Origin of the sequence: Anaeromassilibacillus sp. An172, assembly GCF_002160515.1 — a bacterium.
GTDB classification, from domain to species: Bacteria; Bacillota; Clostridia; order Oscillospirales; family Acutalibacteraceae; genus Limousia; species Limousia pullorum.
In genome coordinates this window covers 26,814-46,550 of sequence record NZ_NFKS01000011.1, presented here as the reverse complement: position 1 = coordinate 46,550, position 19,737 = coordinate 26,814, and the positions used below count along the sequence as shown (strand labels likewise).

At 38.8% G+C, this 19,737-nt stretch carries 20 protein-coding genes, 1 other RNA gene and 1 other annotated feature (1 of these 22 cut by a window edge); of the genes, 12 read left to right on the top strand and 9 right to left on the bottom strand.

From position 1 onward, the window contains the following. Positions 1–148: a sequence feature (ribosomal protein L10 leader region), on the top strand; it begins 5 nt to the left of the window's first position. Between the two features lie 31 nt (positions 149–179). Next, the gene (gene rplJ, locus B5F08_RS06885) at positions 180–698 is read left to right on the top strand and encodes a 50S ribosomal protein L10 (RefSeq protein WP_087377711.1); all 519 of its coding nucleotides are present in this window, start codon (positions 180–182) and stop codon (positions 696–698) included. Positions 699–809: 111 nt separating this feature from the next. Then, the gene (rplL, locus tag B5F08_RS06880) at positions 810–1,184 is read left to right on the top strand and encodes a 50S ribosomal protein L7/L12 (protein WP_087377709.1); all 375 of its coding nucleotides are present in this window, start codon (positions 810–812) and stop codon (positions 1,182–1,184) included. Positions 1,185–1,319: 135 nt separating this feature from the next. On the opposite strand, the gene B5F08_RS06875 is transcribed toward rplL, so the two are convergent. Next, a complete protein-coding gene (locus tag B5F08_RS06875; protein ID WP_087377707.1) occupies positions 1,320–2,147 on the bottom strand; it encodes a YdcF family protein in 828 nt (275 codons plus the stop codon). A 179-nt stretch (positions 2,148–2,326) separates the two neighbouring features. Here B5F08_RS06875 and B5F08_RS06870 point away from each other — a divergent pair, with 179 nt between their 5' ends. The 4 genes from B5F08_RS06870 to B5F08_RS06855 are packed head-to-tail and all read left to right on the top strand — an operon-like array spanning position 2,327 to position 4,363. Next, the gene (locus B5F08_RS06870) at positions 2,327–3,211 is read left to right on the top strand and encodes a hypothetical protein (protein ID WP_087377705.1); all 885 of its coding nucleotides are present in this window, start codon (positions 2,327–2,329) and stop codon (positions 3,209–3,211) included. Between the two features lie 9 nt (positions 3,212–3,220). Then, a complete protein-coding gene (locus B5F08_RS06865) occupies positions 3,221–3,850 on the top strand; it encodes a GOLPH3/VPS74 family protein (protein WP_087377703.1) in 630 nt (209 codons plus the stop codon). Between the two features lies 1 nt (position 3,851). Beyond that, positions 3,852–4,118, top strand: coding sequence for a helix-turn-helix domain-containing protein (locus tag B5F08_RS06860; RefSeq protein ID WP_087377701.1), 267 nt, complete (start codon positions 3,852–3,854; stop codon positions 4,116–4,118). Positions 4,119–4,132: 14 nt separating this feature from the next. Beyond that, positions 4,133–4,363, top strand: a complete 231-nt coding sequence (locus B5F08_RS06855; RefSeq protein WP_242968331.1) for a DUF4318 domain-containing protein — start codon at positions 4,133–4,135, stop codon at positions 4,361–4,363. Positions 4,364–4,527: 164 nt separating this feature from the next. On the opposite strand, the gene B5F08_RS06850 is transcribed toward B5F08_RS06855, so the two are convergent. Then, positions 4,528–4,875, bottom strand: coding sequence for a helix-turn-helix domain-containing protein (locus B5F08_RS06850; RefSeq protein WP_087377699.1), 348 nt, complete (start codon positions 4,873–4,875; stop codon positions 4,528–4,530). Between the two features lie 385 nt (positions 4,876–5,260). Between B5F08_RS06850 and B5F08_RS06845 the strand changes: the two genes are divergently transcribed. Together B5F08_RS06845 and B5F08_RS06840 are read left to right on the top strand one after the other, a co-directional pair. Then, complete coding sequence (locus B5F08_RS06845) at positions 5,261–5,956, top strand: helix-turn-helix domain-containing protein (RefSeq protein ID WP_087377697.1); 696 nt, start codon at positions 5,261–5,263, stop codon at positions 5,954–5,956. 292 nt (positions 5,957–6,248) lie between these two features. Then, positions 6,249–8,105 (top strand): DUF2079 domain-containing protein, encoded by a 1,857-nt coding sequence (locus tag B5F08_RS06840; RefSeq protein ID WP_087377695.1) that lies wholly within the window; start codon positions 6,249–6,251, stop codon positions 8,103–8,105. A gap of 62 nt (positions 8,106–8,167) precedes the next feature. On the opposite strand, the gene B5F08_RS06835 is transcribed toward B5F08_RS06840, so the two are convergent. The 3 genes from B5F08_RS06835 to B5F08_RS06825 form a co-directional block, all read right to left on the bottom strand. After that, positions 8,168–8,887: a hypothetical protein gene (locus B5F08_RS06835; protein ID WP_087377693.1), complete on the bottom strand. Its 720-nt coding sequence runs from the start codon at positions 8,885–8,887 to the stop codon at positions 8,168–8,170. A gap of 30 nt (positions 8,888–8,917) precedes the next feature. Then, positions 8,918–10,087 carry an NAD(P)-dependent malic enzyme gene (locus B5F08_RS06830; RefSeq protein WP_087377691.1) on the bottom strand — a complete coding sequence of 390 codons (1,170 nt, stop codon included), beginning with the start codon at positions 10,085–10,087 and terminating at the stop codon, positions 8,918–8,920. Between the two features lie 135 nt (positions 10,088–10,222). Next, entirely contained in the window at positions 10,223–10,468 is a 246-nt protein-coding gene (locus B5F08_RS06825; RefSeq protein ID WP_087377689.1) for a helix-turn-helix domain-containing protein, read from the bottom strand. A gap of 360 nt (positions 10,469–10,828) precedes the next feature. On the opposite strand from B5F08_RS06825, the gene B5F08_RS06820 reads away from it, so the two are divergent. Both B5F08_RS06820 and B5F08_RS06815 read left to right on the top strand, forming a co-directional pair. Continuing rightward, on the top strand, positions 10,829–11,479 hold the full coding sequence (locus tag B5F08_RS06820; protein WP_158096242.1) for an isochorismatase family cysteine hydrolase: 651 nt from the start codon (positions 10,829–10,831) through the stop codon (positions 11,477–11,479). 15 nt (positions 11,480–11,494) lie between these two features. Next, complete coding sequence (locus tag B5F08_RS06815; protein WP_087377684.1) at positions 11,495–12,949, top strand: nicotinate phosphoribosyltransferase; 1,455 nt, start codon at positions 11,495–11,497, stop codon at positions 12,947–12,949. 411 nt (positions 12,950–13,360) lie between these two features. Here B5F08_RS06815 and trpB read toward each other — a convergent pair whose 3' ends face one another. The 3 genes from trpB to rnpB all read right to left on the bottom strand — a co-directional run bounded on the left by trpB (position 13,361) and on the right by rnpB (position 15,637). Then, positions 13,361–14,617 carry a tryptophan synthase subunit beta gene (gene trpB / locus B5F08_RS06810; RefSeq protein ID WP_087377682.1) on the bottom strand — a complete coding sequence of 419 codons (1,257 nt, stop codon included), beginning with the start codon at positions 14,615–14,617 and terminating at the stop codon, positions 13,361–13,363. A gap of 41 nt (positions 14,618–14,658) precedes the next feature. After that, positions 14,659–15,180 (bottom strand): peptidylprolyl isomerase, encoded by a 522-nt coding sequence (locus B5F08_RS06805; protein ID WP_087377680.1) that lies wholly within the window; start codon positions 15,178–15,180, stop codon positions 14,659–14,661. 96 nt (positions 15,181–15,276) lie between these two features. After that, an RNA gene (gene rnpB / locus B5F08_RS06800) (RNase P RNA component class A) lies at positions 15,277–15,637 on the bottom strand. A gap of 106 nt (positions 15,638–15,743) precedes the next feature. Between rnpB and B5F08_RS06795 the strand changes: the two genes are divergently transcribed. Beyond that, entirely contained in the window at positions 15,744–16,838 is a 1,095-nt protein-coding gene (locus B5F08_RS06795; RefSeq protein ID WP_087377678.1) for an AI-2E family transporter, read from the top strand. On the opposite strand, the gene pdxR is transcribed toward B5F08_RS06795, so the two are convergent. Continuing rightward, entirely contained in the window at positions 16,811–18,184 is a 1,374-nt protein-coding gene (gene pdxR, locus B5F08_RS06790) for a MocR-like pyridoxine biosynthesis transcription factor PdxR (RefSeq protein WP_087377676.1), read from the bottom strand. The genes B5F08_RS06795 and pdxR overlap by 28 nt on opposite strands. A gap of 156 nt (positions 18,185–18,340) precedes the next feature. Here pdxR and murD point away from each other — a divergent pair, with 156 nt between their 5' ends. Continuing rightward, entirely contained in the window at positions 18,341–19,729 is a 1,389-nt protein-coding gene (gene murD / locus B5F08_RS06785) for a UDP-N-acetylmuramoyl-L-alanine--D-glutamate ligase (protein WP_087377674.1), read from the top strand. Positions 19,730–19,737: the final 8 nt, after the last annotated feature.

The window sequence follows — 19,737 nt, the reverse complement described above, 5'->3', positions numbered from 1 at the left end:
ACAAATCGCTGTTCTAAAGACAGCAGGCGTTTTACGTAAAGGCCTTGTGCCTGCCTGCCGAGGAAGAAGCATGATACAATTTCAGTAATTATTTTATGATTGTATAATACCGCCTCTTCCGATTGGGAGAGGCTGCTTTTTTTGAACTGCGTTATGAAAAATTAACGGAGGTGAATATCTTGCCAAGTGAGAAGATTTTAGAGCAAAAGAAGGCTGTTGTTGCTGAACTTTCTGACAGACTTAAAAATTCAGTAGCAGGTGTTATCGTAAACTATAAGGGTATCACAGTTGCCGAGGATACAAAGCTCAGAAAAGAGCTTAGAGAAGCTGGCGTTAAGTACACTGTAGTTAAGAACACACTCCTTAAGAGAGCTTGCGAAGAGGTTGGTCTTGAGGGACTTACTCCTGTTCTCGAGGATACAACAGCTATCGCTACAAGTGCAGAAGATTATGTAGCAGCTGCAAGAATTCTTTGCGGTTTTGCAGAGAAAAACAAGAAGTTCGAAGTTAAGAGCGGTTACCTTGACGGTGAAGTTATTGACATGGATAAGATTATTGGTCTTTCCAAGCTCCCATCAAGAGAAGTTCTTCTTGCAAACGTATTGGGCGCATTCCAGGCACCTATCGCAAGTTTTGCAAGAGCTGTACAGGCTATCGTGGACAAGCAGGAGGCTCCTGCAGAGGCAGCAGCAGAATAATTTTAATTTCTGTATGTGCGTTTAGTGTCATAGGACACACTTTAAAAGGTCAAGAGAAAATTAAGACCGAAGTTAAAATCTAAATTCAACAAAATATTGGAGGTTATTAAAATGGCATCTGAGAAGATTACTGCTATTATTGAAGAATTGAAGACTCTCACAGTTCTCGAGCTTTCTGAGCTTGTACACGCTGTTGAGGATGAGTTTGGTGTATCCGCAGCTGCTGCTGTTGCAGTTGCTGGTCCTGTTGCAGCTGCTGCAGCAGAGGAAGAGAAGACAGAGTTCGACGTTATCCTTAAGGCTGCTGGCGGCAACAAGATTGCTGTTATCAAGGCAGTTAGAGAGGCAACAGGTCTTGGTCTTAAAGAGGCTAAGGAAGTTGTTGACAACGCTCCTAAGGCTCTCAAAGAGGGTATCTCTAAGGACGACGCTGAGGCTCTCAAGTCCAAGCTCGAGGCTGCAGGCGCAGAAGTTGAGGTTAAATAATTTAGGCTTTAGCCCGATTATTTCATTTTCAATAATTAGAAACATAGAAGCTGCCTTTCCTGGAAAGGCAGCTTTTTTATATTAAATTTTTAACTAAAAAAGACATCCATTTTCGGATGTCTTTTTGTATTTATATTAAAATATAAGTTCCTTCATTATAGCAAACCATTCACGAACTATGTATGTTGGTGCGAATAGAATGTTTGTATTGGCGTTTACAGAGCCTATGCTGCCATGATAATCATTTTTCTGTAGAATAAGTCTTGCTCTTAACTGATGGAAAAAGTCGGTGACTATTGCTACATTTGGCTCAAGTCCGTAATTGTCAATTATTCCAATGGAGTTTTCAATGTTTTCTGAAGTATTGCTTGAGTTGTCTTCGAGGTACATTCTAAGTCTTTTTATATTGTCTTTCTCAAGCTCTGTAATGATACATTCGGCTTCGCTGATATCCTCGCCTTCGCCTTTTCCGCCTGAAGCTATAAGTCGGGCGGCGGTATTATCTATCATATAATCCGAGGCGGCGTTAATTCGTTCTTGAAGCATTAAACTTGGTTCTCTGCCTCTTACCTGACAACCCAGAACAATAGCCGTTGAATTTTGAGCAGGAGGGATGAAGCTGACTATCATCATAAAAGCAGTAATAACTATAGCATAAATCAGAAAAAAGGTTATTGCAATTTTGCCGCAGTGCCAGCATACGGAAAGAACTCCGTGTTGGCTGAAATAGTGCTTTATTCTCAAAAAGGTTCTGCGAAATCCATAGGTGAAGATAAAAAACAGACATAAAAATATGCCAAAAATATTTCCGAAATTTAAAATACCAAAACCGATTGGGATTATAAACCATATCAAAAATATAAAAGAAAGCATCAGTGTTATTATTCTGGCAATACGTGTGAATTTGCTGATATGTTCAATTTTATAAAGGGTATTGATATCTATAGGTTCAGGCAGCCTCATTGAATTCCTCCTTTTCTCATCAATTTATATATTCATTATACATATATATATGCTTTTTTTCAAGCATTTTATTTTTTATGAACAGTCTATTGACTTTTGTATATTGTATGCTATAATTAAATCGTAAGTAATAAGTAGTAAGTAGTAAGTAGATAAAATTCACATAAGGAGGTATACGTATGTCAGAATTGAGTTTGCATGAGCGATTTGCTATAATAGCCTTAAACGGGTTGCAGGTAGAAACAATGACTGTGGCAAAAAAGCTTGCGGTTCGTGGTATAATGGCGGCAGAGATTTTGGAAAAATATCTCAATGAAGAGAGTCTTTCAAAACAGGTTGATATGGATTTTAGAAAAATCCTGATAAGCTCAAAAAGAAAATTAAAATCCTCAGAGGAAAGATTTACAAAAGAGCTGAAAGAAAAAGGACTTTTAAGCGTTATTCCCTCTATTTTAAACTGTGATATGTACTATGTCACCTCGGGAGTGGAGGTATCTGAGTATCTCTGTGACGGCGCTGAATACACACGTCAGACAGAGGGAATAAGAGCAGAGCTTTTGGAGGACGGAGAGATTTCCTCAGAGATAATTTTTCTTTGGTGGCTTATGAGGGAGAGCAGTTGTTTTTATGATTTGTTTTCACCTTTAGAGATTGATAAAATAACACAAAGACTCAATGAAATTCATCTCAATTCAAAAATCGCAAAAGAGCTTTTTAATTTAAAACTTCAAAGAAAAACAGAGCAGATTTATGCAAAATATTTAAAAAAGAAACACGAAATATTCACTACAGCTTTGGGAACAGGATTTCTGTTTATAGTTCCTTTTTTTGAGAGAAAAGAGTCGGTTTTTATCGATGTTGAGCAATGGTTTTCCGATAAGGATAAGCGCCTTTCAAGCGTGCTTGATAGATTTGCATTAAAGGGACATGTTGTTTCAGTTATAAGAACAGGTCAGACGCCATTGATTAAGGTTGATAATATTTATTATGAATGTATTCCTACACAGGTAGTTGTAAAGGTCCCGATTCAGGGAGTAAGGCTGAGAAGATATGTTATGACATGAGGTGATTTTATGAAGGATTTGACCATTTCTGAAAAATACTTGATTGTTTCTTTGACCGACAGGGGAAAGCTTCCGTTATTGGGAGTAGAAGTTCCATCATGCCTTGTAGTAGCCGGACTTTTTGATATGGTTTTTGATGGCGTAGTGGAAATAGGAGTTAAGAAAAGACTGAAAGCCGTAAAAGAGCTTCCGGATAATCTTAGTTTTTTAAGATGTTTATATGATATGATAGTGGAAAAGGAAAAACTTACGCCTGATAAATTGGTTTCGGAGTTTGTTTTGACTTTTACGGGAAAGCGTCTTACAAACTATCTTAAAGCAGTTGCGGGAAGCCTTGCGGAAAAAGGCTTGGCAGATTTGGAGAAAGACGGAGAGGTTTGTTTTCCTAAAGAGGGAGAGAAAGATAAAATAATCCAGGAGATACGTGCGGAGCTTCTGGAGGACGGAGTGGTTTCAAAGGAAATAGTGCTTCTTACAGCCCTTATGTATAAGGGACAGCAGATAAAAAAATACTTTTCAAAATATGAGGCTGATTGTCTGAAAAAGCGAATTAAAGAAATAAAAGAGACAGAGGTAGGAGAGCTTGTTTCCGAAGCCGTCGATTATATAACCTGTCTGATAGTGGTTGCGGCGACTTAATATGTCAAGACAAAGAAGTATAGAAAAGATAATGGCCTCTGAATACGTGACTATAGGCGAGCTTGTGAGGATTACAGCTAGCCGTTACAGCACGTTAAAATTTTATACGGAAGAGGGAATGCTCCCCTTTGAGCAGGAGGAGGAAAACCTTACGAGAAGATACAAAAGGGAAGAAACCGTAAAACGCATAGAAGAAATTAAAAGATTGAAAAGTGAAGGGAAATCAATTCCACAGATAAAAGAAATATTATCTAATGAAAAATACTGAGGAGGAATTTGCTTATGCTAAAGATGTTTAGAAAATCTTTTTGGGTTCCATATGAAGACGGAACATCATATCCAACAGTGTCCAAAGCGAAAGAGGCGATTTCAAAGTATTGTGAAGAAAGCGGAGAAACCTGTGTTTTTATAAGTGATGAAGAAGTAAAAATAGGTGAAAAGCTTTACGAAATTTACAGAGGATATGAAAGTGGAAGCAGGGGAAACTACGGAATAAAGTGTACGGAAAAGTAATAATACAAATCAAAAAGACTTGCACCCTAAAATCAGGAGCAAGTCTTTTTTGTATTGATTGTAGATAGTTAGAGAGCCTATCGTTCAATGATACTGTGTGAATCGTGTTATTTTTTAAGTTGTGAATTAAAAAATCGAAAAATCATGTGTACTCAAAACTAATGTCATTCCTTGGAGTTGCTTTTATTTTCACCGAAAGACTGAGCTAAGAATAATTTTCCCTGAGCTAAATAAAAATCCTTTTGCTGATCGCTTAGGGCACGAAATATTCTCAGCAGTTCGTCTTCTCTATGATTTTCAGCTATGACTTCTTCACAGTGATAATCAAGGAGATAATCGGTAGATACGTTAAAATACGATGCTATTTGTTTTAATGTCTGGTAGTCTGGCTCTCTTAAATTACGTACATAGTTTCCGATTGTTGATGGTGCAATATTAAGCTGATTTCCAAGTTCTTTTTGGGTTATGCATTTTTCTTCAATAAGATTCCTTAAAATGTCACCAAAAACCATTTTGTTCATCCTTTTCTTACTAATGTGTGAATCTACAATTGTGTAAGTATTATTTTAGCAAAAATAGCCTTTTTTTTGATAAAAAACAACAAAATGAATTTACGATTTTTACTAAAAAATTTACAATAAACTATACGGACAAAATTTTATAAAATAATAAGGTTTATTTGTTGAAATATTTCTATTTAAACACTGTATGATCTGCCATGTTTTAGATAATATGTAACAATATAGATGTAAATGTTATATTTGTTAAACAAAACAATAAAAACGCTATTGACACATGGCAATAAATATTTTATAGTATCTATAATGCGAATAAAAGTAAGTACTATTTAATATGATAAGGTTTTATAAGCCCGTGTGTTGTTTGGGGGTTTTTTGAATGAAAAAGGGATTTGGAAGAATTATAACAATGCTTCGTAAAGAAAAAGGTATAAGTCAGTGCCAGGCAGCAAAAGACCTTGGTGTTTCCCAGGCTTTGATGTCACACTATGAAAACGGCATAAGAGAATGCAGCCTTGAATTTGTGGTTAAAATTGCCGACTATTATTCCGTTTCCTGCGATTATCTTTTGGGAAGAAGCGCCAACAGAAACGGAGGTGCGGTATATCAGGAAGAACCTGATGAAAAAGATTCTTTCCAGGATTCAAAACCGAAAATCTCTGTTATTCATGCGCTGAACCGAAAGATTATAACAGATTCAGTGAGCATTTTGTATGAGGCTTTACCTCAGTTAAATTCAAAAGCTGTGTCAGCAGATGTAACATCCTACTTTACCGCATCTGTTTACAAGATTTACAGAATGTTGTATGAGCTTTATGTACCCGGAACAGGAAAGACATTTTCAATTCCTTCGGAAATATTTGAAGGATACTGCAATTCAATTATGGAGATGTCATGTGCAAAGATAAAATACGAATCAAAATTTTATCAAAAAAAAGGTCAGGAAAACGGAGGAAAAAAGCATCAGAATTTACTTAATCCTGAGTCGATTTCTGAAGTTTATCCGGAACAATACACCTCACTTTCTAACTTAATACAGAATGCAGAGAGAAAAATGAATTATAAAATAAAATAAATTGTTTAGAGATCGGCTTTTCAAAGGAAAAATGCCGGTCTTGTTTTTTCTGTTACATTTTATCTATAAATAAATTTATATTATAATTATAACACATTTTAGAAGTAATATAAATATGTTAATTGTTATTTTATATCTATATAAATAAAAAACGGTATAGTAAAATAGAACTGAATTGTGTATCATAGTTCGACAAAAAAGCCTTTTATTGACTATATGTTTTTGATATAGTATAATCAAATATAACTCTTAAGGTTAATGACTGTTTTTGACTGAAAGGAGAGATTATACTATGGATATGAACGATAATGAAAATAAAACGTTCATGAGAGAGGAGGAGAACGCTAATAGTAAAGAAGGCAGAAGAATTTTACGAAATAGAGCTGTGGAATTAAAACCGAATTCCATACAGAACCTGTTGCTTAGATTGCTTTCAGCCTGGCTTTTTGCTTCAGGAATCATGGCTTTTACAGTCAGCGGTCAATCCTTGCTGACTGTGAAGTATTCTTCACGTGTAAATGTGCTTGTCATGATTATGGTAATGGCACTGGTATTTTTTGTTGTCACAGCAGTGGTAATATATTTAAAAAGCAGATATTTTGACAGCGGATTTCTTTTGCTTTCTCTTCTTGTGTATACAATAATTGTTGTTGCAGGTTACAATAACAAAACCGAACTGCTTGCGGGAGTTTTGGTATTTTGGGCGTTTGTGCTTTATTTCACGGTGAAATATCGTGTAAAGATGTTTGAATTATTAAGCATAAGCGACAGTATGTTAAAAGTGTATATAGCATTAGGGGCAGCTGCCTTTGTGGCGTTTGTGGGAGGATTTGGAGTATTCAGATATCTCACATACAGCGCTCCCAACTATGACTTCGGTTTGTTTTCTCAGATGTTTTACTATATGAAGGAAACATTCATGCCTTTGACAACCTCAGAGAGAGGAACGCTTTTATCCCATTTCGCAATACATGTTTCACCGATTTTCTATCTGTTGCTTCCGGGATATTTGATTTTCCCGAATCCAATGTATCTGCAAATTATGCAGGCGGTGATTTTGGCAAGCGGAGTAATTCCCTTGTATTTGCTTTGCAGACATTATCAGCTTTCCAATAAATACACAATTTGCATTGCCACAGCGTTTTTGTTTTTCCCGGCAATTTCAGGCGGATGTTTTTATGATATACATGAAAACTGTTTTCTGCTGCCGTTGCTGCTTTGGTTTTTCTATGCGGCGGAAAAGAGGAAAGTTCCGCTTTTCTATCTGTTCGGAATTTTAGTTCTGATGGTAAAAGAGGACGCTTTTATTTACCTGTTCTTTGTCTGTGTATATTTTATAATAACAGGAAAGATGCGCTTTCACAGTTCGCTGATGATGGCAATATCAATATTCTACTTTGGTTTTGCTTTGATGCTTTTGTATTTTCAGGGATACGGAGCAATGACGAACCGTTTCAGTAATTTTATGACCAACAAAAACGGAAGTCTGCTGGAGGTTGTGAAAAACGTTCTTGTAAACCCGGCGCTTGTTATTTTCGAGTCTTTTGAGATTGAAAAACTGCTGTATGCGATAATGATGCTTGCGCCCTTGGGATTTTTGCCTGTATTTTGTAAAAAGCCCCAGCAGCTGATTTTAATTATGCCCTTTGTGCTGATAAATTTGATGCCTGACTACAATTATCAACATTCTATTTACTTCCAGTACAATTTCGGCGTTATAGCTATTTTCTTCTATCTGGTTGTTATAAATCTCAAAAGGTTAAAAGGCAGATTTAAAAAGTTTATGGCGTTGTTTATTGTGGCGGGAACTGTTGCAGGATTTTTCTGTACAAGCGCAGGATTTGCATCCTACTTTGTAAAGTATTTTGACAATCAGGAAACTATAAATACAATAAACATGTACCTTGACGATATCCCGTCGGATGCTTCTGTGATTTCCGATACAATGTTTGTAGCCAGATTATCTCAGAGAGATGAAATATATGAGAGAAATTACACTGACGTTACAGATGTTGATTATTATATCTACGATATGAGAAATGCTTCTCAAAGAGATAAAAAGCAAGAGGAAATAGAGCAGCTGATAAATGAAGGATATGTAAAAGTGGTTGATGAGGAAAACATAATCGTTATTCTCTCGGCTAAATAGAATTTAAAATTTACAATAAAAATCCCCGATGACAACTTCCCATTGTCATCGGGGATTGATTTTTAATTTTGATTGTCTGTGGAATTGTTATTTGGATATCCTTCATTTGGTTCGGAGTTAGACTGTGTATAATTTGCATTGCTGTAATTATAATTCTGGTTTTCTCCGTTTCCATAATTTGGGTTTGGATTATAACCGCCGTTATATCCGTTGTTTTCGTATCCGTTAGGCGGATAGTAACCGTTGTTGTTATAACCTTCGTTTGGATTGTAATAGTTGTTGTATGGAACGTATCCGTAATTTGTACTTGTGCTGATAGGTTTTCCCTGTTTCATAGTGTAAGCTCCGATTAGATGAAGAACAGGAGCTACCATTTGGAAAATAAACCATACAAACAAAAACGGAATAAGAGGCAAAACACCTACAGCCAACAGAACAAAGCCGATTACTGTGATGATAATTGAGGAGATGGCAAAAATCATATTTTTACCTGCTTTTTCCTGAACCTTCCAATTTTTCAATCCGTAAGCACCGCCGCATATTCCCACAATAGCTGCTATAATATTTATAACCGAACCTGAAATAGCCGCTGCCAAATTAAACATTATAGACATAGATGAGGAAGAGTGGTAGGAATAGGATGAAAAATAGTAAGTGGCGTGGGAAGTAGCCAAAGAAGATACCATTGCAATGATAAAAAATACCAATGAAAAGAATATCATAATGGCGCTGAACACAATCATCAGAATAGAAGTGATTTGTAGAAATCTTGACTTTACCATATTAAATCCTCCTTAAAGACTATTAAATTTTTATTTTGCGGCACCTGATTTCTTGGCGGCTTCTGTTACTGCCTGAGCAACAGCCTTTCCGATTCTCTTATCAAGTGCGTTAGGGAGTATGTACTCGCTGGAAATATCCTCGTCGCTTACAAGTCCTGCTATTGCGTAGGAAGCGGCAATTTTCATTTCTTCGTTTATTTCCTTAGCACGGCAGTCCAGTGCTCCTCTGAAAATACCGGGGAAAGCCAAAACGTTGTTTATCTGATTTGGGAAATCGCTTCTGCCAGTTCCCACAACAGCGGCTCCTGCTTCCTTGGCAAGGTCAGGCATAATTTCAGGAGTTGGGTTTGCCATAGCAAATACGATTGGTTTTTCAGCCATGGAAGCTACCATCTCTTTTGTTACAATATTCGGAGCGGAAACGCCCAGGAACATGTCAGCGCCTTTCATAGCGTCCGCAAGAGTTCCTTTCATGTGCTCTTTATTTGTAATTGTTGCCATATAAGCCTGCTCTGAGTTAAGCTCTTCCATACCCTCGCAGATAATGCCGAAACGGTCAACCATGATTACATTCTTAACACCAAGGTTTAAAAGATGCTTTGTGATTGCAATTCCTGCGGAACCTGCGCCGTTTACAACAACCTTAATGCTGTCCATAGTTTTGCCAACAACTTTGAGAGCGTTGATAAGAGCTGCGGCAACTACAACAGCTGTGCCGTGCTGGTCATCGTGGAAAACAGGAATATCGCAGATTTCCTTGAGCTTTCTTTCAATCTCGAAGCATCTTGGAGCGGAAATATCCTCAAGGTTAATTCCTCCGAAGCTTCCGCTGATGAGATAAATAGTTCTTACAATCTCGTCAACGTCCTTGCTTCTTACGCAGATTGGGAAAGCGTCAACGTCTGCAAATTCCTTAAAGAGAGCGCATTTACCCTCCATAACAGGCATACCTGCTTCAGGGCCGATATCTCCAAGACCTAAAACAGCTGTACCGTCTGTTACAACAGCTACAAGGTTGTTTCTTCTTGTAAGCTCAAAGGATTTCTCGTAATCTTTGTTTATCTCAAGGCATGGTTCAGCAACGCCCGGGGTGTAGGCGAGGGACAAGTCCTCGGATGTGTTTACTTTAACACGGGAAATTACCTCAATTTTGCCGTTCCATTCGTAGTGCTTTTTAAGTGATTCTTCTCTGATATTCATTTACAACACCTCAAAATTTGATTATTGTCTTTGAAAATTATAATACTTATTCCTCTTTGTGTCAAACAGATTATAATTATTTACAAAATAAAAACGGACACCAATGTGTCCGCAAATTTTTAAAATATAGTTCGATTATTCTCTGCCCAAAAGGTAATCTACAGAAACCTCAAGTATATCAGCTAAAGCGACAAGTTCAATATCTGTGACAAATCTGATTTGACCTTCAAGCTTTGAAAGACCGGAAGCGTTCATATCGACACCGTTAACCTGAAGCTGAGCTAAAAGTTCTTTTTGTTTCATACCCTTTTTCTTTCTGGCTGCTTCTACCCTTGCTCCCACAAGATTTCTGTCGCCTAAAGACTGTTTCCTTAATCTCATTTTTTGCACTCCCTGTAAGCGGATTTACCGCCTATTTTTTGGTATTGTAAAATAAAAACAGGAATCGTCAAGCCGATACCCCGAGAAAACTGCTATTAAGAAAGTATATAATCACGATAATTCTTTCTAAGAAAATAAATAGCGAGTAAATACATTATAATACTCTTAACGAAAAAAAACAAGTGTTTTTCGATAAAAAATTTAAAATTTTGATACAGTTTCCCTTTAATATTTACAATATTTTAATTTTTTTATGACATTTCGTTTTATTTAGGTTCATTTACAACTGAATATTGGAATATATTATTATTGCTATAAAGAAAGGGGCAATTTCATATGTTTAAAGATTTTTCGGAGGTTATGAAAGAAAACACAGCTTCCGTACTTACAGATATGTTTAAAGAGCTTGGCTTACAAGCTTCGATACAGCTAAGCTCTTTTGAAAATGAAAAAACCGCCTTGATAATAGTTGATATGGTCAACGGTTTTGTAAAGGAAGGAGCGTTGTCAAGCCCGAGAGTTCTGGCTATAAATGAAAGAACCGCCGAGCTTGTAAAAGCCTGCAATGAAAATAAAATTGAAATGCTGGCTTTTTGCGACAGCCATAATAAAGACTGTCAGGAGTTTGCTTCCTATCCGCCACACTGTATCTGCGAGACCCAGGAGGAAAAAATTACCTCAGAAATCCGGAAACATTTTGTGGGCACAGAGATAAAGAAAAATTCCACCAACGGATTTATCGAGCCGGAGTTTCAAAAATGGCTTGAAAACCATAATAATATTGAAAACTTTATCATATGCGGATGCTGTACCGACCTTTGTGTTTTGCAGTTTGCTTTAAGCCTTAAAACAGATTTCAACAGAAGAAATCTCAATAAAAGGGTGATTGTAATTCAAAGCCTTTGCGAAACCTATGACGGCGGTTCACACGGCGGAGATATTTCAAACCTGTTTGCTTTTTATAATATGAAAACAAACGGAATAGAAGTTCCGAAGGATATAGTTTTTTAAAAGGAGACGAATTAAGTGTATAATCTTGATAAACAGAGAAATTTAACATTGCTTACAGACTTTTACGAGCTGACAATGGCAAACGGATATTTTAACAACGGAATAGGTGACAGAATAGCCTATTTTGACATGTTTTACAGAAAAAATCCAGACAAGGGCGGCTTTGCTATAATGGCAGGCGTTGAACAGGTGGTTGAGTATCTGAAAAACCTGAAATTTGACGATGAGGATATAGAGTATCTGAGAAGCAAAAAGATGTTTTCAGAGGATTTTATTAAATATCTCCGTGACTTTGAGTTTAAATGCGACGTGTGGGCAGTTCCCGAAGGAACACCGATTTTCCCGGGTGAGCCTATTGTAACGGTGAGAGGTCCTGTTATTCAGGCACAGTTTGTTGAAACCATGATTTTGCTTTCAATAAACCACCAGACCCTTATTGCCACAAAGACAAACAGAATTGTGAGAGCCGCAGGGGAAAGAGCGGTAATGGAATTTGGTTCACGCCGTGCCCAAAGCTACGACGGCGCTATTTACGGAGCAAGAGCCGCATATATCGGCGGAGCCATAGGAACAGCATGTACCTGCGCAGACAGAGATTTCGGTATCCCTGCACTGGGAACAATGGCACATAGCTGGATACAGATGTTCCCGTCAGAGCAGGAGGCTTTTGACGCATATGCAAGACAGTACCCAACAAACTGTACATTGCTTGTAGATACCTATAATACATTAAAGTCAGGTGTACCACATGCAATAAGCACATTTGACAGAATATTGAAGCCTCAGGGATTAAGACCTTCGGGAATAAGAATAGACAGCGGAGATATAACCTACCTTTCAAAGAAAGCAAGAAAAATGCTGGACGAGGCGGGATATCCGGATTGTAAAATCTGCGCTTCCAACTCTCTTGATGAATATATAATAAGGGATATGCTTTTGCAGGGGGCAAAGGTTGACTTGTTCGGAGTAGGCGAAAGACTTATAACCTCATCATCAGAACCGGTGTTCGGCGGTGTTTATAAGCTTGCGGCTATTGAAAATCCAGACGGAACAGTAACTCCGAAAATTAAGATAAGCGAAAATGTTGAGAAGATAACAAACCCATGCCGTAAAAACCTTTGGAGACTTTATGACAGAGAAACAGGAAAAGCGCTGGGCGATGTGCTGACATTGTTTGATGAAAAAATTGACGACAGTAAGCCATATGAGATATTCGACCCTAACGCCACATGGAAGAGAAAGACAATAACAAACTTCTATGCAAGAGAACTGAGAGTTCAGTATTTTAAGGACGGAAAACTGTGCGTAAAGATGCCGGGTCTTGAACATATCAGAGAATACTGTAAACAACAGCTTGAAACCCTTTGGGATGAGGTTACAAGATTTGAAAACCCACATGAGTATTATGTGGACCTTTCTCAGAAGCTCTGGGATATCAAGCACGATTTGTTGAAATCATTGTCATATTAAGTTGTATTAGAATTTGATAGAGGAATTTAGTTATATAAAAAATAACCGTGGTTCAAAATTTAAAGAACCACGGTTGTTTTTATATTTATTGAAATAGTGTTTATTTCCAAACTAAAATTAGTAAAGCGGAAATAAAAAAGTTAAATGCAAGAGAACCATTCCAAAGATTAAGCAGAAGGTCTCTCACGTCTTGAAATGAATTTTATTTCCAATCCAAACTCTTACAATCCGGAAATAAATAAGTCGGATGAGAGCGAACCATTCTAAAGACTAAGCAAAAGGTCTCGCCCGACCTGTACAGACGTTAATTTACTTGTAAGACTTTTCAGGTCGGAAATAAAAAAGTCAAATGTAAGCGGACCATTCTAAAGACTAAGCAAAAGGTCTCGCCCGACCTGTGCAGGTGCTAATTTATTTGTCAGACTTTTGCAGGTCGGAAATAAAACATTCGCCGGTGCCGTATTTTTCGTAGACGTAGTCGATGTCCTTGTCGCCACGGCCGGAAAGGCATACGAGGATTGAACCTGTGTCGTGTTCCTTTGCGTATCTCATTGCGTAAGCGAGAGCATGAGAGCTTTCGATTGCAGGAATGATACCCTCGTAACGGCTGAGCATGAAGAATGCTTTCATTGCTTCTTCGTCGTCAACTGATACATAGTTTACTCTGCCGCAGTCGTGGAGATATGCGTGCTCAGGGCCTACTGACGGATAGTCAAGTCCGCTGGCAATGGAGTAAACAGGAAGAGGCTCGCCATTTTCATCCTGGAGAAGATAGCTTTCAAAGCCGTGAAGAATACCCTTTTTGCCGTAAGCAAGGCTTGCGGCGTGGTCGCCGATTGCACTGCCTCGTCCCAAAGGCTCAACACCGTAAATGTCAACAGGGTCGCTTAAAAATCCTGCGAACATGCCCATAGAGTTGGAGCCGCCGCCGACACAGGCGGTAACTGCGTCAGGAAGAATTCCTGTCATTTCAAGGAACTGCTCTCTAGCCTCAAATCCCACAACAGACTGGAAATCTCTTACGATTTTCGGGAATGGGTGAGGGCCTACAACTGAACCGATGCAGTAGATAGCGTCCTTGTATTCTTTAAGATATGCATCAAAAGCGGCGTCAACAGCTTCTTTAAGGGTTTTAAGTCCGTGAGTAACAGGAATAACCCTTGCACCCAGCATTTTCATTCTGATAACATTTGGGTGTTGTTTTGCGATGTCAACTTCGCCCATGTAAATGTCGCACTCAAGGCCGAAATATGCGGCGGCAGTGGCAAGGGCAACACCGTGCTGACCTGCGCCTGTTTCAGCGATGATTTTCTTTTTGCCCATGTACTTTGCAAGAAGTCCTTCACCCATGCAGTGGTTGAGCTTATGAGCGCCTGTGTGGTTCAAATCCTCACGCTTGAGGTAAATCTGAACCTTACCAAGCATTCTGGAAAGTCTTTCACAGTGGTAAACAGGAGTAGGTCTGCCCTGAAACTCTTTTCTTATTCTTCTCAGCTCGCTGATAAACTGGGAGCTGTGGCAGATTTCCTCGTATGCGTCGTCGATTTCCTTGAAAGCAGGGATAAGCTCAGGTGGCAGGAACTGTCCGCCGTACTCGCCGAAGTAACCGTTTTTGTCAGGATATCTTTTTAAATAGTTGTCGAAATCCTTGTAAGTTTTCTTTTCCAATTTTTGTCACCTCTTGTTTTATTATTTATATAAAATCAATATCAAACTTTTTCAGGCTCGCCGTACTCTGCACCAAAGGTTTCAGCTGTAACAGTTTTCATAACCTGTGGGTCTAAAGGCTTGTCACGGAAGTCTGTGTCGCACTCTGCGATGGCGTTTACAACGTCCATACCCTCGATTACTTTACCGAAAGCGGCATAGCTTCCGTCAAGATGAGGAGCGTTTTTGTGCATGATAAAGAACTGAGAACCGGCTGAATCAGGGTTCATAGCTCTTGCCATAGAGATAACACCCTCTGTGTGGTTGAGGTCGTTTTTAAAGCCGTTGCCGGAAAATTCGCCCTTAATTGTGTAGCCGGGGCCGCCCATGCCTGTGCCTTCCGGACAGCCTCCCTGAATCATGAATCCGTAAATAACACGGTGGAAGCAAAGGCCGTTGTAGTAGCCCTTGTTTACAAGGCTTAAAAAGTTTTTAACTGTGTTTGGTGCGATTTCCGGATAAAGCTCCAAAACAATTTTGTCGTCGTTTTCCATGGTGATTGTAATCTGTGGGTTTGCGCTCATGGTATTCTCTCCTTTATAAAAAATTAAAATTTGCAAAAGTATAAAAATCTATCGGGTAAACAAAGTGACGTAAAGCCTCTTTGCCTACCCGATAAATATGCGAGTAAACCTATAAGCCGGGTTTTGTCGTGAACAGCCATCTATCTTGGCAGTGCGTTGCCGACACTGCTCAACGCCACCTCCATTGGAACACGCCGAGCAGACGTATATGTTCCTTTCCACGGTGTTGCTCCGAATAGGGTTTACACGTCAGCTGCGTCTCCGCAGCCACGGTGAGCTCTTACCTCGCCTTTCCACCCTTACCCGACAATCAAAAGATGATCGGGCGGTTGCTTTCTGTTGCACTTTCCCTAGGGTCGCCCCCGGCGGCCGTTAGCCGTTATTCTTGCTCTGTGGAGCCCGGACTTTCCTCGGGCAAAGCCTTTCGGCGTTTGTCCGCAGCTGTTCAGCTTACTCGTATAATTGATTTTAATACATTTCTAAGCTCTTGTCAATTTATTTTAATTTTTTTAAGGAAATAGGGCATACTTATTGGGAAATAAAAGGAAAGCAGTGAATAAAAAATGAGATATTCTTTTGTTTACAGGATTAAAAACAGCTTTTTATATGAGCGTTTTGCGCCTGCTGTTAAGTTTACAATCATTTATACAGTTTTGTTTTTGCTCTTTGTTTGGACTTTTCCCTGCACAGCGCCCTTTTTCATAGGTTTTGTTTTTGCGGCTATAATGCAGCCGGTGTACCGCTTTTTGAAAAATAAACTTAAATTTCTGGGAGGATTTTCTGCGGCGGTGATAACTGCGGTTATATTTTTGTCCGTTGTTGGTCTTTTGATTTGGGTGATAATTTCCCTTGTGCAGGAGATTTTCGATATAATAAATTTTTTGCAGAAAGAAAACTACATCGATCGCTTTATGGAATGGTATAACGGAATTTTCACTTCGGAGTTTCTTCAAAGAAACATGAACAATGTTATGGATTCCGCAGGCAGGGCGGTGGAAGCGGCTTCGGCGGCATACGGATATATAGCGAATCTTTTCACCGTTATACCAATAGTGTTTATGGGATTTTTAGCTTCAATTCTTTCCACCTACCATTTTACCCACGATTTTGAAAAGCTGAAAAAAGGCTCAAAAAATATCCTGCCTCCGAAGTCCGAAAAAATAATAGGAACTCTTTTCGGAGAGGGCGGCAGGATGATGAAATCGTTTTTTAAATCCTATATGATAATTTATCTTGTGACCTTCTTGGAAACTTTGTTTATATTTTTCGTGTTGGGGATAAAGTACGCCTTTCTCTTTGCTGTTTTAAGCGGAGTGGCTGATATAATCCCAATACTGGGCCCGGGACTTATATATCTTCCTTTGGCGGCGGTAAATCTTATTACGGGCAATTATTTTGTAGCGGGCGCACTGTTTGTAAGCTGGCTCTTGATTTCAATTATAAGAGAAATCGCAGAACCTAAAATAGTTTCCGTGTCACTTAAAATACATCCCCTTTTGGGAATGGCGGCGGTTTTTCTTTCTTTACAGCTTAAAAGCTTCTGGGTGTTTTTGTTTTTCACCTTTTATTTTCTTCTGTATAAACTTTTGGTTATGCTGAACCTTTTAAAAAGTCCTTTTTACGAAAATAATCACAAAGAGGTTAAAAGCGATGAGTAAATGCAGTCTACAGCCTCTTCAATTTTTTCAAGGTCGATACCGGAAAAGCTTAATGTAAGGTTGAAGTCGTCACGCTGTTTTACCGTGTTTATATCCTGATTTAAAAGCAGGGTATAAATATCGGTTTCCGATAAGCTTGTGTTTAAAAGAAAGTCGGCAGTAAGAGAGGTTTCGTTGATTCTGTATTTTAAAAGCTTGTTTTTAAAACGGCTTTTCATACATTCGCAGAGCTTTTGGCTTTTCAGGCTGTACTGTTTTCTCGCCTTTCTGAGATGTGCCTCAAGCTTGCCCTCGTCAATATATCTGCTTAAAGCCAACTGTTCTGTTTTTGATGCGGTTTGATTGTAGTAGGCGGAAACTGTTCTGTACTTTTCCAAAAGAAAATGGGGAAGAACCATGTAACCTATACGCACGCCGGGGAGAAGAATTTTTGAAAATGAACCAATGTATACAACCTGATTTGAGTCAAGACTCTGCATTGCGGGAATAGGTCTTGTGGTGTATCTAAGCTCGCCATTATAGTCATCCTCAACTATTGTGCAGTGAACTTCCTTTGCGGCTTTAATAAGCTTTATTCTTCTTTCAATGGGCATGGCTTTTCTGTCTTTTCCGGTGGAATTTGGGTTTAACACAAGAAAATCGGGCTTTTCGTTTTTAATAAAATCCGGAATAACGCCGTGTTTGTCCAAGGGACAGTAAACTATATTGTGCCTAAGGTCACGGAAAGCCTGTTCCGCCTGAATGTATGCACCTTTTTCTATGGCGATTTTAAGCTCCTTTCCCATAAGACCGCAGAGAATATACAGAAGAAGCTGTGTGCCTGCGGCGATTACAATGTTGTTTTCAGAGCAGTTGACGCCCCTTACGCTGAAGCTGTATTTTTCAAGTGACTTTCTAAGGGACAGTTCTCCCTGAGGTTCTCCGTATGTGTTCAAAAGGTATTCACGGTTTAAAATATCACGGACATATTTTTTCCATACTTTAAGGTTTGCGGTGCTGTTGTCTACCGCCTTTGTGCCGAAATCAAAACGGTAAATTCTGTGCTCCTGTTTCGGATTTGTGCTTTCAGACCGGAAAACATTTCCCTCTGTTTTTGTTATTTCTGCGTTTACCCTGTAGCCGGAGCGTGGCACATTTCGTATATAGCCCTCGGCGCAAAGCTGGTGATATGCGCTTTCAACAGTTGTCTTTGAAACAAGCAGAGAGTCGGAAAGCTTTCGTATTGATGGAAGCTTTGTGTCCTTGCTTAATGCCCCCTGTTCAACAGCGGTTTTAATGGAATTATAAATCTGCTGATAAAGAGGGACAGAGGAATTTTTATCTATCTGCAAATAATCGTAGAGCATAGTCTTTCTCCTTTAACCGTGACTTTAAAAGAATAATACTATTTTTCCCCTTTAAATACAAGTTTTTCTGAAAAAACATTGATATTTACCGAGAATAAAAGTATAATTTTATGATAGGGTTTTAACAATAAACTATTTTTATACGGAGGTTTTATTATGAACCGTCAGGCAGATAAATTTTTTAACGATATAAAGGGCAAGAGGGTGGCTTTCTGCGGAATAGGCACAAGCAATCTCCCTCTTATTAAAATGTTTGCAGACCGTGGCGCAATAGTTACCGCCTGCGACAAGAGAACAGAGGAACAGCTGGGCGAAAATGCACAGCTTGCAAGGAAATGCGGAGCACAGCTGAGCTTAGGCGAAAATTACCTTAAAGATATTCACGCAGACATAGTTTTCAGAACTCCGGGTATGCGTTTCTATATGGATGAACTCAACGAAATGAGAAAAAAAGGCGTTGTTGTTACATCCGAAATGGAGGTTTTCTTTAAGCTCTGTCCATGCAAAATAATTGCAGTTACAGGCTCAGACGGAAAGACAACAACCACAACCATTATTTCCGAGATTTTAAAGGCCAGCGGCAAAAAGGTTCACTTGGGAGGAAATATAGGAAATCCCCTTCTTCCTGAGATTTACGATATAGATGAAGAGGATTACGCTGTGGTAGAGCTTTCAAGCTTCCAGCTTATCTCAATGAGAAAATCACCGGATATTGCCGTTGTGACAAACTTAGCGCCTAACCACCTTGATGTACATAAGGATATGCAGGAGTACATCGACGCAAAGAAAAACATAATTCTCCATCAGGACGGCTTCTGTAAAGCTGTTTTAAATAAAGACAACGATATTACAGAGGGTTTTTCAAAGGATGTAAGAGGAGCGCTTGTTAAGTTCTCAAGAAATAGCAAGGTTGAAAACGGTGCTTATCTTGAAAACGATATGATAAAATACAGCGACAACGGAATTATAACACCTGTTCTGGATATAAAGGATATAAGAATCCCGGGTATGCACAACGTTGAAAATTATATGACAGCAATCAGCGCAGTGTGGGGAATTGCCGATGTTGAAACAATAAACAAGGTTGCAAAGGAATTTAACGGAGTTGAACACAGAATGGAGTTTGTCCGTGAATTGGACGGCGTTAAGTACTACAACGATTCAATCGCTTCAAGCCCTACAAGAACAATTTCCGGAACACTTTCCCTCTATAAAGACAAAATTATCGTGATTGCCGGAGGATACGACAAGCATATACCTTATGCACCTCTCGGCCCTGTTATCTGCGACAAGGTAAAGTATCTCATACTTTTGGGAGCAACAGCGGACAAAATAGAAGAGGCTGTAAAAAATTCAGATAACTACAGCGAAAACAATCCGGTAATATTCAGAGTAAACACAATGGAAGAAGCAGTGCAGAAGGCAAAAGAAGTTGCAGTCAGCGGCGATATAGTTTCAATGTCACCGGCAAGCGCCAGCTTCGACCTTTACAAAAATTTTGACGAAAGGGGAAAGCACTTTAAGTCCATAGTTATGGGACTTTAATGTGATTT

Coding starts and splice junctions, on each gene's coding strand:
- B5F08_RS06830 (WP_087377691.1), bottom strand. CDS start 10,087: ATGAATATCAGAGAAGAATCACTTAAAAAGCACTACGAATGGAACGGC.
- murD (WP_087377674.1), top strand. CDS start 18,341: ATGAACCGTCAGGCAGATAAATTTTTTAACGATATAAAGGGCAAGAGG.
- B5F08_RS06795 (WP_087377678.1), top strand. CDS start 15,744: ATGAGATATTCTTTTGTTTACAGGATTAAAAACAGCTTTTTATATGAG.
- rplL (WP_087377709.1), top strand. CDS start 810: ATGGCATCTGAGAAGATTACTGCTATTATTGAAGAATTGAAGACTCTC.
- B5F08_RS06845 (WP_087377697.1), top strand. CDS start 5,261: ATGAAAAAGGGATTTGGAAGAATTATAACAATGCTTCGTAAAGAAAAA.
- B5F08_RS06865 (WP_087377703.1), top strand. CDS start 3,221: ATGAAGGATTTGACCATTTCTGAAAAATACTTGATTGTTTCTTTGACC.
- B5F08_RS06875 (WP_087377707.1), bottom strand. CDS start 2,147: ATGAGGCTGCCTGAACCTATAGATATCAATACCCTTTATAAAATTGAA.
- B5F08_RS06825 (WP_087377689.1), bottom strand. CDS start 10,468: ATGAGATTAAGGAAACAGTCTTTAGGCGACAGAAATCTTGTGGGAGCA.
- B5F08_RS06840 (WP_087377695.1), top strand. CDS start 6,249: ATGGATATGAACGATAATGAAAATAAAACGTTCATGAGAGAGGAGGAG.
- B5F08_RS06820 (WP_158096242.1), top strand. CDS start 10,829: ATGAAAGAAAACACAGCTTCCGTACTTACAGATATGTTTAAAGAGCTT.
- B5F08_RS06850 (WP_087377699.1), bottom strand. CDS start 4,875: ATGGTTTTTGGTGACATTTTAAGGAATCTTATTGAAGAAAAATGCATA.
- B5F08_RS06835 (WP_087377693.1), bottom strand. CDS start 8,887: ATGGTAAAGTCAAGATTTCTACAAATCACTTCTATTCTGATGATTGTG.
- pdxR (WP_087377676.1), bottom strand. CDS start 18,184: ATGCTCTACGATTATTTGCAGATAGATAAAAATTCCTCTGTCCCTCTT.
- B5F08_RS06805 (WP_087377680.1), bottom strand. CDS start 15,180: ATGAGCGCAAACCCACAGATTACAATCACCATGGAAAACGACGACAAA.
- B5F08_RS06860 (WP_087377701.1), top strand. CDS start 3,852: ATGTCAAGACAAAGAAGTATAGAAAAGATAATGGCCTCTGAATACGTG.
- B5F08_RS06855 (WP_242968331.1), top strand. CDS start 4,133: ATGCTAAAGATGTTTAGAAAATCTTTTTGGGTTCCATATGAAGACGGA.
- B5F08_RS06870 (WP_087377705.1), top strand. CDS start 2,327: ATGTCAGAATTGAGTTTGCATGAGCGATTTGCTATAATAGCCTTAAAC.